At 49.6% G+C, this 12,120-nt stretch carries 12 protein-coding genes; 8 read left to right on the forward strand and 4 right to left on the reverse strand.

The window, feature by feature from the left end; translation table 11 throughout:
- Nucleotide 1 precedes the first annotated feature (1 nt).
- Nucleotides 2–739 (forward strand): FAD-binding oxidoreductase, encoded by a 738-nt coding sequence (locus tag ACO6VE_RS02665; protein WP_422446663.1) that lies wholly within the window; start codon nt 2–4, stop codon nt 737–739.
- Here ACO6VE_RS02665 and ACO6VE_RS02670 read toward each other — a convergent pair.
- Nucleotides 705–1,937, reverse strand: a complete 1,233-nt coding sequence (locus tag ACO6VE_RS02670) for a VTT domain-containing protein (protein WP_422446665.1) — start codon at nt 1,935–1,937, stop codon at nt 705–707. The genes ACO6VE_RS02665 and ACO6VE_RS02670 overlap by 35 nt on opposite strands.
- A 387-nt stretch (nt 1,938–2,324) precedes the next feature.
- Between ACO6VE_RS02670 and tesB the strand changes: the two genes are divergently transcribed.
- The 6 genes from tesB (at nt 2,325) to ACO6VE_RS02700 (ending at nt 7,089) form a co-directional block, all read left to right on the forward strand.
- The gene (gene tesB / locus ACO6VE_RS02675; protein ID WP_422446667.1) at nt 2,325–3,200 is read left to right on the forward strand and encodes an acyl-CoA thioesterase II; all 876 of its coding nucleotides are present in this window, start codon (nt 2,325–2,327) and stop codon (nt 3,198–3,200) included.
- Between the two features lie 257 nt (nt 3,201–3,457).
- The gene (locus ACO6VE_RS02680) at nt 3,458–4,558 is read left to right on the forward strand and encodes a polysaccharide deacetylase family protein (protein WP_422459562.1); all 1,101 of its coding nucleotides are present in this window, start codon (nt 3,458–3,460) and stop codon (nt 4,556–4,558) included.
- A gap of 265 nt (nt 4,559–4,823) precedes the next feature.
- A complete protein-coding gene (locus tag ACO6VE_RS02685) occupies nt 4,824–5,045 on the forward strand; it encodes a c-type cytochrome (protein WP_209203359.1) in 222 nt (73 codons plus the stop codon).
- A gap of 170 nt (nt 5,046–5,215) precedes the next feature.
- On the forward strand, nt 5,216–5,662 hold the full coding sequence (locus ACO6VE_RS02690) for a hypothetical protein (protein WP_422446672.1): 447 nt from the start codon (nt 5,216–5,218) through the stop codon (nt 5,660–5,662).
- Between the two features lie 109 nt (nt 5,663–5,771).
- On the forward strand, nt 5,772–6,080 hold the full coding sequence (locus tag ACO6VE_RS02695; protein WP_209203357.1) for a hypothetical protein: 309 nt from the start codon (nt 5,772–5,774) through the stop codon (nt 6,078–6,080).
- A gap of 58 nt (nt 6,081–6,138) precedes the next feature.
- Entirely contained in the window at nt 6,139–7,089 is a 951-nt protein-coding gene (locus ACO6VE_RS02700; RefSeq protein WP_422459564.1) for a hypothetical protein, read from the forward strand.
- Here the strand turns inward: ACO6VE_RS02700 and ACO6VE_RS02705 are convergent.
- On the reverse strand, nt 7,057–7,680 hold the full coding sequence (locus ACO6VE_RS02705; protein WP_422446676.1) for a flavin prenyltransferase UbiX: 624 nt from the start codon (nt 7,678–7,680) through the stop codon (nt 7,057–7,059). The genes ACO6VE_RS02700 and ACO6VE_RS02705 overlap by 33 nt on opposite strands.
- Before the next feature lie 9 nt (nt 7,681–7,689).
- Entirely contained in the window at nt 7,690–9,063 is a 1,374-nt protein-coding gene (mpl, locus tag ACO6VE_RS02710; protein ID WP_422459566.1) for a UDP-N-acetylmuramate:L-alanyl-gamma-D-glutamyl-meso-diaminopimelate ligase, read from the reverse strand.
- A 231-nt stretch (nt 9,064–9,294) separates the two neighbouring features.
- Between mpl and ACO6VE_RS02715 the strand changes: the two genes are divergently transcribed.
- The gene (locus ACO6VE_RS02715) at nt 9,295–10,560 is read left to right on the forward strand and encodes a 6-phosphofructokinase (protein ID WP_422446680.1); all 1,266 of its coding nucleotides are present in this window, start codon (nt 9,295–9,297) and stop codon (nt 10,558–10,560) included.
- Nucleotides 10,561–10,732: 172 nt separating this feature from the next.
- Here the strand turns inward: ACO6VE_RS02715 and ACO6VE_RS02720 are convergent, their stop codons facing one another.
- Nucleotides 10,733–12,076, reverse strand: coding sequence for a diguanylate cyclase domain-containing protein (locus tag ACO6VE_RS02720; RefSeq protein ID WP_422459568.1), 1,344 nt, complete (start codon nt 12,074–12,076; stop codon nt 10,733–10,735).
- Nucleotides 12,077–12,120: the final 44 nt, after the last annotated feature.

A 12,120-nucleotide genomic window follows, 5' to 3' on the forward strand; every position in this document is an offset into this window, starting at 1 on the left:
AATGCCCGGTTCTCTTTTCTCTGCAAAACTCTTTAAGACTGAACAGCTCAGTGCCAATACACTGCAGCTGAGCTTTGAGTTGGCACAGGACGAAGGAGCGAGTTTTAATTTTATTGCCGGACAGTTTGTGCAGCTGCAGTTTGAGATGGATGGAAAACTTCATAAACGAAGTTACAGCATTGCCAACGCACCGGAGGACTTTAAGGCAACCGGCCTGCTGCAAATAGCGCTCAGCCTGGTCAGTGGTGGGGTTGCTTCCGGGCTTTTCCAGAAAGCCCCTGCCGGAACCGAACTGAATATTTCTGGCCCGTTCGGGGCCCTCACGCTGCCGGACACCTTTCCCGGACAGCTTCTTCTGGTGGGAACTGGTACGGGGATTGCGCCCTATCGAAGTATGATTCCGCAATTGAAAACGCTTAGTGATAAGGGAACAGCTGTCACCGTTGTAAAGGGTTTCAGGTATCGAGAGGAAAGCATTTACTCTGAAGATTTTGCCCAACTGCCAAACTTAAAGTACCGCACCTGTTTAAGCCGTGAGTCCACCGTCAATACAGCAAACCATGAGTATACTGGCCACGTGCAAGACCAGTTTGACGCCCTCAACCTGAACCCTGAAAACGATGTGGTTTATCTCTGCGGAAATCCGGGCATGATTGATGATTGTGTGACCCTGCTCAAAGACAGAGGGCTATCCCCCCGGCAGATCAAACGGGAAAAATACGTTTACTCCGGGCATTGATTCCGCTTTTCAGCGCAAGAGCAACCAGTCCCCAGAATAAACCAAGGCACAATCCCGTAATAACGTCGCCAAACCAGTTAACCTGCAAAACCAACCGGGCAAAAGCGTCAATCATCACCAGCCCCAAAGCGACGCTGGCCGATAGCCATTGGACTTTAAATGGACGGTTTACTGCTACCAAGGCAACAAAAGAAAACAGTACATAGACGATGACGGTTGCATGCACAGAGGGCAAAGCATAAAGATCAAGCCATATCACAGACCTGTCACTGTCTGCCAACCAGTTGATAAGCCAGACAGAGCAAACCATTAATACACCACCAAAAAGCAGACTAAACAGAGTGGCAAACCGATTAGAACGGCAAAGCCATAATAAGCCACCTGCGGAAACAATACTCAAAACAGGAATGCTGCCAATCTGGGCCACCCAGTACATCACCTTTTGCAACCAGGGCAATTGAACCGCTGTCAGCCATTGGTCAACACCTTGATTAACGCTCTCCAGCAACCCTGCCCGGTGAGCAGTAATCAGTAAGGTAAGCAGCCCTGATACCAGCACCAGATACCCGATAAACTGGGGCTTGAAGTGACGATGAGCACTGATCAGCAATGGCGGAAGCAGGATGGCAACACCGGTAATGGCTGACAACACAACCAACAATTGCTCGGGCACTTTATCATGCCACTGAAGTGCGGCTCCCGTCAGATAACCCGGAAGCAGGTAAACCGGAGACCAGGCCAGGGCGGAGAGAATATTAACGGTAAAAAAGTACCTGGGAACCATACCCATCATACCCGCTACTGCCGGTATGATAGGGCGGACAGGACCAACAAAGCGCCCGATCACAATGCTTAAAAAACCATACTCCCTGAAGAAATCTTCACCACGTTCCAACCATTGAGGATGACGATTAAATGGCCACCAGCCCCTGACTCGCTCGTGGTAATGATAGCCAAGCAGGTAACTGACCCCATCCCCGACAACAGCTCCCAGAAAAGCCCACAGGAGGATTGGATAGATAGAAACGGAAGCCGCCCCGGCAATAGCCGCTAATGCAAACAGCAGGGCCACACCCGGCAGAACAATGCCCACCACAACCAGTGATTCCAGACAGGCCACCATTGCTATAGCAGGACCAATCAGGCCAGTGTTCTGCTGTAACCATATATGAATGGGATCAAAATAAGCGTTATCCATGAGTTACCGTGGCCTTGGTGGGAAATACCTTGCTATTGATCTGGACTGATGTGTTATCAGAATTAGACTACAGTTTTATTCTAATAGACTACCCGGTAATGATGACATCGGACCGTTACCAGAAATAATGCCAGATGCTTGATCGTAAACAGCCCGAACTTACCGTTCTAACCGGGCAGATTTATAAAACTCACAATTTATCAGCTATAACGGGCTGCGGGCTAATCCTTCCTGCTGGTACAGCCTGATTTGCAAAGCAGGCCTGAGCGTTTAAACTGCGCCAGTTTTACAGGGTAAAAGCGGGCCTGTTGTTACCCGATAACTCAAAGCATCAACACAATATCTACCGCCAATCTCAACAACGGTATGCAGCCAGGGAGTTACAGGATGAGTGATGTACTGGAAGAACTGATTAATCAACTGAAACTGGAACCGATTGAAAACAATATATTCCGGGGCCAGAGTCAGGACCTTGGTTGGGGGCGGGTATTTGGTGGCCAGGTATTAGGCCAGGCGCTGTCTGCGGCAAGGCAGACGGTGGATCCTGAACGTCATGTTCACTCCTTGCATAGCTATTTTCTTCGCGAGGGCGACAGCAGCAAGCCGATTGTTTACACGGTGGACTGCATTCGCGATGGCAGAAGCTTCAATACCCGCCGGGTAGTCGCCGTGCAAAATGGACGCCCTATTTTCAATTTGTCCGCATCCTTTCATGTAAACGAAAGTGGGTTTGAACATCAGGACCCGATGCCAGACGTCATACCCCCGGAAGAAGCCCTGAGCGAAAAAGCCCTGATTCAAAGGCACAGCGACCTGATCCCCAAGCCGCTGCAAAAACGACTGCTCAGCGATACCCCCATTGAGATTCGCTTTGCTGACCCGGTTGATCCAATGGCAGATGACACCAGGGCACCACATCATAAAATCTGGATAAGAGCCAACGGAAAACTGCCCGATAACCCCGGACTGCATAAATACCTTCTGGCCTATGCCTCAGACTTTCAGTTCTTACCCACCAGCATGTATCCCCATGGGGCTGCCGCTTTCCAGAAACCCGTTCAAATAGCCAGTCTGGACCATGCCATGTGGTTCCATCGCCCGTTCAGGATGGATGAGTGGTTACTGCACTCTATTGAAAGCACCCATGCCAGCGGTGCCAGAGCGTTGGTAAGAGGCCAGATATTCAATCAGGCTGGAGTAATGGTAGCGTCTACCATCCAGGAGGGGCTGGTCAGGCCGATCAGGGTTCAGACCAAGGTTTAAAGGAAGAATGAGCTGACCGCTCATAAACTTTTAATTGTTCGCTATTGAAACCTGGCCACCAATCAGCCCCTGCCTTTGCTGATCGGTGGTTTTTTTGTCCGGATGTAGGACATGGAACCAGGCTCTGGATACCTGAGTAGCCAAAAGTGGTCATTAGTACGATAGTAAATCCCCCTTGTTGAAGGTTAAAATCCCAGCCCGGATATGTCATCAACTGCCCCGAATCCAGCTGGGGGAAACCGTATTAAGGGAATACTGTGAGCTTGTCATTTCTGTTGAAGCCCGTTGTCGGTAGATTAAGGCAATACCTGCCCTGCATTTTTACACTGCTCTCGATAATCCCGGCCTTGAGTCAGGGATCCGGTTCTGCAGTCATATTGCAATATCACCATGTCAGTCATGAAACCCCGAAAATCACCAGTGTCACCCCCGAAACATTCAGGAAACATATCAACTATCTTGCGGAGAATAAGTTCAATGTGATGCCACTGGTTGATCTGGTTGAAGCATTTCGCAATAAAAAGGCATTACCGGAAAAAACAGTCGCCATCACTTTTGACGATGCCTATCTGAGTATTTACACCGAGGCATTTCCAATACTCAGGGAACAGGGGTTGCCATTTACCATTTTTGTCACGCCCGCACCGGTGGATAAAAACTATCAGAAGTTTCTCAGCTGGGCGCAACTGCGAGAAATGACGGAAACAGGTGCTACCCTGGCAAACCACACCATGAACCATGCCCACAGTGTAGAAAGACTGCCTGGAGAAACCAGGGCACAGTGGCTTTCCCGGTTCCGTCAGGATCTGGATATGACAGAAGCCAGAATCCGGGAACAAACCGGTCAAAGTGTTAAGATGTTTGCCTGGACTTTTGGTGAAACCACCCCGGAACTCAGAGTTACACTGGATGAGATGGGTTATACAGGATTTGGTCAGCAGTCCGGAGCCGCTGGTGAATATTCTGACTTCACTCGCCTGCCCCGTTTCCCCATGGCGGGTATTTATGGGTTGAATGACTTTGCCATTAAAGTCAACAGCAGGGCTCTGCCAGTGACCAGCCAGAGTCCCGACTCATCACTGATCACACAGGATAACCTTAAGCCCGAACTGGAGCTGACCCTGGCTGAAGGGGATTACCAGAAAAAACAGCTTAAGTGTTATGCCTCCGGCCAGGGTGAGCTGAAGGTAACCTGGCTTAACAAAGAGATGACTCTGTTCAGGACTCAAGCCAATAAACCATTACCAGTAGGCCGAACTCGCTACAACTGTACTGCACCATCCAACAGTGGTCGGCACTACTTCTGGTACTCCCATGCTTGGCTCAGATTGACAGATGAAGGTAAAGCGCTGGATTGACCAAGCTGAAGACTGGAGATGTTGACGTTTCGTTGCGTGCCTGCAACGAAACGTCGATAGGCTCTAACATGTAGTGGCACACGTAAAGTGGCTTATTAACCGCTCTATCAATTTAAGTGAAGTCGATGGTTTGATGAAAATAGTCTTAAAAATCAAAAAAATAGTACCAGTCGCCGTTTTTCTTCTGGCTGGGTGCACTGACCAGCAGTCTGCTACTCAAATTCAGCAGCCCCCCCAACACCTTGAAGCAGCACAGGCAAAAGCGATGCAGCTCTGCGCGGGGTGCCATGGCCCAACCGGTATTGGTACAACGCCACTAAACCCTAATCTGGCCTGTCAGAAAAAAGAATACATGGTTAAACAACTGCAATACTACCGAAACGGTGCCAGAACCACTCACCAGCCAATGAGTAATATTGCCAGGCTGATATCTGAAGAAGAAATCGAGAGTATCAGCGAGTGGTACTCAATAACCGGATGCTTATAAGTTTCTTCCAAATTGGGATGTCCCGGTGAATTAACAAAACCCGGATGCCCCCTTTAAGATCTGTTTTTCTACCCATCAGTCAGGATCTATTAAATTTTCAAGTAAAGGTGGGAACCTTAATTGCTTTTGTTGGTCTTAATTATCAAACCAACATTATAAGTGTGCTTGAAATGACCGTATCATACCCCTCTGCTGGCATTAACCCCAACGCATCAACCCCTTCTACTGATGCTTCACTGAGCCACAGTGATGAAGGTGGCAACAGCTTTGGCAGAAAAATCGTCAGCATTTTTACCAAAACCCGCATGTCCGCCAGCTCCAGTGAAGAGCATTCCGCATGGAGTAATATCTCAAGCTTTTTCAAAGGCCTCCACAGTCGGGCGGTAAAGCTTGTCAATTATGTGTCCAGACACTTGGGTGAAATGTTACCGCCCTTTTTTACCAAAACCGGAATTGGCAGTGTGGCAGGGTTCGTTATAGGCGTCTTAACCCCTGTCGGACCGCTGTGGGGGACTGTTGGCGGATTGCTGATTGCTACAGGCTGGCAACTGGGCGTTGAGTATAATAATGATCGGGATAAACCCGATTTAACCAATCTTAAGTCGTCTCAACCTTAATCGGGGGAATCTCTTTTCCTGTTTTTATTTGTCAGGCTTGAAACCCCTCCCACAGCAACTAGTTTTATATAGGTAAACGTATTTTATCTATACAGGCATGGAGCCCATCATGGAAGATCAAAACATCGAGAAACTGGCGCTGATCATATCCGCCAACTGCATTCGTCAATCCACCATTGAAGAGTGTCAGAAAAAAGGACAGATAAACGATCAACAACTGAATCAGATCAATAAAGAAATGTCTGATCGAATCTTTACCTTCCTGACTTACCTGCTGAAAAAACCGGCTGATGAATACACCGTCATGATGGAAGCAATGGCCAAACACTACCCGGAGAACTGGGAACAGCCTGAGCTGAGCCAGCTTATTCTCCAGCAACAGGCCCAGACCGCTACTTCTGCGTCAACTCAGCATTAATAACCGGTTAAGAGAACCAGCTATGCTTGTCCCTGCGCCATCTTCAGGGACAAAAACAATGCCCAGCTGGAAGAGTCGATTCCATTACCGATTCAATTACCAGCGGTTTCTGGTAGGGACACTCATGTATCTTTCCATGCTTTCCCAGGCGGATACCGTCGATCCTGGTCAACACTATAAAACGCTCACATTAACACTGGATGAATTGTTAACAGAGCTGCGCATTTCCCATGCCCCTACCCTGGAGTCCATGATCGATACCACCCAGGTCTGGCGCAGAAAACCGGGACAGGAACGGTGGGAATTACCAGGGCTGGATATATCAACAGACAAAAGGCACAGAGTCCTTGATCTGCTTGAAAAGCTTGGACTCATATCCCCCATCGGGCCATTAACCAGGCAATATGATTATGCACTGCTATTGGGAGCCACTGCCCCCGGCATGAAACGCAGGCTGGACTTGTTAACTGAGTGGTGGCGTCAGGGTGTCCGATTCAAGCGTTTGATTTTTCTGGTGGGCCAACGCCCTCTCACCCCGGGGGCTGACTACCTGGACATTCTCACCAAAAAGCCTGACCAGAAGACCCCGGACCCACTCCCTTTTACCGAAACAGAGGCGGCAATCATGCTGCATCAACTGGTGCCCATGCCAGAAGCAATGAGAACCCTCCCGGTTGAGTTTATTGATACGCCACGAAACTGGAGGAACGGCTTCTGGCACAGGCCCAATACCCGTGACACACTCAAGCACTGGGTGAAATCAGGCCCACTACCGGGAACTGCCCTGGTTATCTCAGAACAGCCCCATGGGATTTACCAGAAAGAAGTCGTAAGACAGGAGTTGCCGGGTTTTGACATTGATCTGGCGGCAGGTCCGGCAGACCCGGCAACCAATCTGCCCATCTATCTGGATGCCCTGGCGTTATGGCTTTACAACCTGAAGCCTTTTATTCCGGGAGCAGAACAACCAGCCCCTTCAAAGACAATGATCCCCCCAGGAAGGCATTAACTTCTGGGAAATTCCCAGCTGATCCAATATCCGGGCAACAATAAAATCGACCATGTCATCCACGGTTTCCGGCCGATTGTAAAAGCCCGGAGACGCAGGAAGAATAACACTCCCCATCCGGCTCAATTTCAACATATTTTCCAGATGTATTTCAGAATAGGGGGCCTCCCGGGGCACAATGATCAGCTTGCGTCGCTCCTTTAATACCACCGTTGCTGCCCGCTGTGTCAGATTATTACTTAAACCACAGGCAATGGCCGACAAGGTTCCGGTACTGCAGGGACAAATCACCATTGAGCTGGGAGCACCACTGCCTGAAGCGACAGGCGACATCCAGTCATCCTCACCAAACACACGAATCTGTCTCGGGGCAGCACGGTAACGGTTGGTAAAAAATTGCTCAATAGCGTCCGGCGTATCACCGATCTCAAGGTCCATTTCTGTGGCCAGAACCACTTTGGCGGCCCTGGAAACCAGAACAAACACCTGCCGCTCTGCCGCAACGAGGCTCTCCAGTAACCGAAGCCCGTACTGGGCTCCGGAAGCCCCCGTGATGGCTAATGTTACTCTTTCAGGATTTGACCGACTCATCACTTAACCTTATTTTTTCTGGAGTTTTGCTTTCAACCCACTGGCTATACGGCCATGAATCCCTTCAAACCCACCATTACTCATCACCAGCAAATGGTCACCAGCCGAGGCGGTATCAACCAGATAACGCACAATGGCTTCTGTGGAATCCATAACCGATGACTTTATCGCGCTATCCTGCACTAGCTCGGCCAATGGCCAGTCAAGCCCCTGTGGTTTAAACCAGATAACTTCGGAAGCCTCTGCAGTAGAGGCGATCAATGTCTCCTGATGCACGCCCATTTTCATGGTGTTTGACCGGGGTTCAATGATCACTCGAATATTCGCATTTTCTCCCAGTTTGGCCCTCTGCCCTGCCAGAGTGGTGGCAATCGCCGTTGGGTGATGGGCAAAATCATCATAAATCCGTATCCCCCCAACCTCCTCAACCATTTCCATCCGCCGCTTTACCCCCTGAAAGACAGAAAGCGCCTCACAGGCTGTATCTGGCAAGACACCGACATGGTGAGCCGCAGCAATTGCGGCCAGGGCATTGGCAACATTATGATCACCTTCCTGCTGCCAGTTCACGGTTCCGACCTCAGTGCCTTTATAGAAAACCTTAAAGTGGCTGCCATCGCTACTGACCGGTGCAACTTGCCAGTGGCTATGAATGCCACCTAACTCTTCCTGCTCAGACCAGCAGCCCATAGCCATAACGGCTTCTATTTCGGGAGTACCGGCAGGATAAATAATTCGCCCCGTACCCGGAATGGTCCTGACCAAATGGTGGAACTGCCGCTGGATAGCCGCAAGATCATCAAAAATATCCGCATGGTCAAACTCAAGATTATTGATAATCAGGGTTCGTGGCTGGTAGTGAATAAATTTTGAGCGCTTATCAAAGAAAGCGGTGTCGTACTCATCCGCTTCAATCACAAAAAAGGGGGTACTGCCAAGTCTTGCGGAAATCCCGAAATCTTTTGGTATGCCCCCGATCAGAAAGCCCGGAGACATACCGGCATATTCCAGGATCCAGGCCAGCATACTGCTGGTGCTGGTTTTACCGTGGGTACCGGCAGCCGCCAATACCCAGCGGTCAGGGGCTATGTACCTGGCAAAAAATTCGGGTCCTGAAACGTAGGGAAGACCCTTCTCCAACACGTACTCTACAGCGGGAATCCCCCGTTTCATGGCATTGCCAACCACCACAAGATCCGGTGACGGGTTGAGCGCTTCAGCACCATACCCTTGAAATAATGAAATACCCTGCTCTTCCAGTTGTGTACTCATCGGAGGATAAACGTTCTCATCAGAGCCTGACACCTCAAACCCAAGCTCTCTGGCCAGCATGGCCAGACTTCCCATAAAAGTTCCACAAATACCCAGAATGTGTATGTGCATTCCCGATCTCTCCAAAAAAAAGTGCTCCAGGTTTGGGCACAGATCCTAAAGTCCCTGATACCAGAATTCTGACATTGTTTTTGCACTATGCGCAAAAGGACGTTGACATTGAAAGACCATCAGCCCATAAAATTGATACATAACAGCGCTACCAATAAACTCTCGATCGGGTATCATCTGCAATCAGCCAAAAACACAAAACAACACACAGCAACACCCGGAATTTAACCGATGACATTGAAGCACGCTTTTTACGCACAGTCTGGCGGTGTTACCGCTGTTATCAATGCCAGCGCCTGCGCGGTTATTGAAACAGCTCGTCGTTACCCGGATAAAATCGGTAAAGTCTACGCAGGGCATAATGGCATACTGGGCGCTTTGCGTGAGGAGCTTATCGACACCTCCTACGAGTCCGATGAAACCATCGGCGCATTACTCAGGACGCCGGGCGGTGCCTTTGGTTCCTGTCGTTACAAGCTGAAGTCATTTGAAGAGAGTGAAGCGGAATATCGTCGGTTAATTCAAGTCTTTCAGGCCCATAATATTGGCTACTTTTTCTACAACGGTGGTAATGACTCCATGGATACTGCCTGGAAAGTGTCCCAGCTCAGTGAAAAAATGGGGTACCCGATTACCTGTATCGGAGTCCCCAAAACCATCGATAATGACCTGGCGGTTACCGATAACTGTCCGGGCTTTGGTTCGGCGGCCAAGTACCTTGCCGTATCCACCAAAGAGGCCAGCCACGATATTGCTTCCATGTGCGATACCTCAACCAAGGTCTTTGTCATGGAAGTCATGGGACGACATGCCGGCTGGCTGGCAGCAGCTACCGGCCTTGCTGCCCGCCAGGATGGTGATCCACCGCACATTATCCTGTTCCCTGAGTTGCCGTTGGACAAAGAAAAGTTTCTCAAAAAAGTTCAGGAAACCGTCAATAACGAAGGTTATTGCGTGATCGTTGCCTCAGAGGGAGCCAAATACGAAGATGGCAGCTTTATCTCCGCGTCCACAACCGTAATTGACTCCTTTGGCCACCAGCAACTTGGCGGTGTAGCTCCGGCCCTGTGTAATATGATCAAGCAGGAGCTGGGTTACAAATACCACTATGCTGTCGCCGATTACCTTCAGCGCTCTGCCCGCCATATTGCCTCACGTGTTGACGTAGAGCAGGCCTACGCTGTGGGTAAAGCAGCGGTTGAACTGGCCGTAACCGGTCACAATGCCGTAATGCCTGCCATCGTTCGAGAGTCTGACATGCCCTATCGCTGGGCGATCAAAGAGGTAGCACTGGAAAAAGTCGCCAACTTTGAACGTACCATGCCACTGGACTTTATCAATGAAGATGGCTTCAACATTACCCAAACCTGCCGGGGCTACCTTGAACCATTGATTGAAGGCGAGGAGTACCCAGCTTACCTGAACGGCTTACCTCGTTTTGCCAGGTTGAAAAAAGTGTTTGTCGAGAAACAGCTGGATACAGCATTCGACGTGTAATGTTAACTTAAGCGTTCATTGATTAACCCGGATATTTCATAAACTGCCCCGAATCTCGCGTAGGACTTTGTCCCTCTAAGGGATTTTGTGAGGGAGCGCCGTACCGGGGAGTACGGTCGACTGAACAAAACTCCCTTAGAGCGGCAAAGGACAAGCGAGAGCGGGAGCACGTTTATGAAATATCCGGGTTAAGGTCGGAATAAAACCGAAAGTCATTCCGACCTTCATTCTTCGCTACATACATGGCTTCATCTGCCGCCTTGATCAAACCGTCAGCATCACTGCCATTCTCAGGGTAAAGTGCAATACCGATACTGGTACCTACTTTTCTTGCAACATCGCCCAGTTCATGGGGTTCCTTCAGTGCCGCAAGAATTTTATTGGCAACCGTTCTGGCATCTTCCGGGTTCCTGACATCGTCCAGAACCACGGCGAACTCATCACCACCGAGCCTGGCAATCAGGTCGACTTTACGGATACAACCCTCCAGACGACTGGCAACACTGGTCAGCAAATGATCCCCTGCATCATGGCCAAGCTGATCATTGATCTGTTTAAAATGATCCAGATCCAGAAACATAACCACTGTCTTATTCTGGTAGCGGTCACTGCGATCCATTGAGGACTGCAGAAACTCCCGGAATAACGTCCGGTTAGCCAGACCCGTCAGGCTATCATACTTAGCCATTTTCACTAGCTGATCTTCCAGCTGTTTGCGCTCAGTTATATCCTGAAAGACAAACACGGCTCCCTGAACCACGTTCCTGCTATTAACGATGGCCGCAATATTGAACTCCGCCGGAAACCGTCCCCGGCTCACGTTGATTAATTCAGTGGACTGTTTAAGTGTGCCGCCCTGTTCCAGGCACTCACGGTAAATAGCTGACTTCTGCCATTGCTCCTGAGCTGTTTCACCCGTGGTGTCGTCCAAAAGAAACTGGCTGATATGCTGATCCAGAAAAGCGCCTTCAGCGCCGCCCAATAACTCACAGGCTGTTGGATTGATAAAGGTTATCCTGCCCTCTTTATCGACCCCGACAATACCTTCTCCTGCACAGTCCAGCAGCAGCTTGTTCTTCTGACTGATCCATTGCAACTCCCTGGTTACCTGTTCAAGCTCCAGCCGCTGTTCCTCAAGTTGTAAAAATACTTTCACTTTACCCAGAAGAATTTCCGGCACAATCGGTTTAGGCAAATAGTCAACAGCTCCCGACTGATAACCCTTGGCGACGTAGCTTTGATCTTTATTAATCGCCGTCACAAAAATGATGGGTATATTGGCCGTTTGCTTGTTACTGTGCAGCAATGTCGCCGTCTCAAAGCCATCCATGCCGGGCATCTGCACATCCAGAAGAATAACCGCAAAGTGATGGGCCAGAACTTCAGACAGCGCCTTCTCGCCAGAATCCACCTTGTGGATCTCAGCCCCCAGCGGCTTAAGTAACTTATCCATCGCCAGCAGGTTTTCCGGACGGTCATCCACAACCAGAATTTTGACTTTGCTCTTTGTCTCCATACCAGACAATCCCTGTCTTATTCCCAAAAGGTTCCATTGATTCT

Origin of the sequence: Endozoicomonas sp. ALB115, from assembly GCF_049310245.1 — a bacterium.
Lineage (GTDB): Bacteria > Pseudomonadota > Gammaproteobacteria > Pseudomonadales > Endozoicomonadaceae > Endozoicomonas.

Bases quoted from the DNA above. Each gene is read 5' to 3' on its own strand.
- ACO6VE_RS02665 (WP_422446663.1), top strand. From the start codon at position 2: ATGCCCGGTTCTCTTTTCTCTGCAAAACTCTTTAAGACTGAACAGCTC.
- ACO6VE_RS02670 (WP_422446665.1), bottom strand. From the start codon at position 1,937: ATGGATAACGCTTATTTTGATCCCATTCATATATGGTTACAGCAGAAC.
- tesB (WP_422446667.1), top strand. From the start codon at position 2,325: ATGAGTGATGTACTGGAAGAACTGATTAATCAACTGAAACTGGAACCG.
- ACO6VE_RS02685 (WP_209203359.1), top strand. From the start codon at position 4,824: ATGCAGCTCTGCGCGGGGTGCCATGGCCCAACCGGTATTGGTACAACG.
- ACO6VE_RS02690 (WP_422446672.1), top strand. From the start codon at position 5,216: ATGACCGTATCATACCCCTCTGCTGGCATTAACCCCAACGCATCAACC.
- ACO6VE_RS02695 (WP_209203357.1), top strand. From the start codon at position 5,772: ATGGAAGATCAAAACATCGAGAAACTGGCGCTGATCATATCCGCCAAC.
- ACO6VE_RS02700 (WP_422459564.1), top strand. From the start codon at position 6,139: ATGCCCAGCTGGAAGAGTCGATTCCATTACCGATTCAATTACCAGCGG.
- ACO6VE_RS02705 (WP_422446676.1), bottom strand. From the start codon at position 7,680: ATGAGTCGGTCAAATCCTGAAAGAGTAACATTAGCCATCACGGGGGCT.
- mpl (WP_422459566.1), bottom strand. From the start codon at position 9,063: ATGCACATACACATTCTGGGTATTTGTGGAACTTTTATGGGAAGTCTG.
- ACO6VE_RS02715 (WP_422446680.1), top strand. From the start codon at position 9,295: ATGACATTGAAGCACGCTTTTTACGCACAGTCTGGCGGTGTTACCGCT.
- ACO6VE_RS02720 (WP_422459568.1), bottom strand. From the start codon at position 12,076: ATGGAGACAAAGAGCAAAGTCAAAATTCTGGTTGTGGATGACCGTCCG.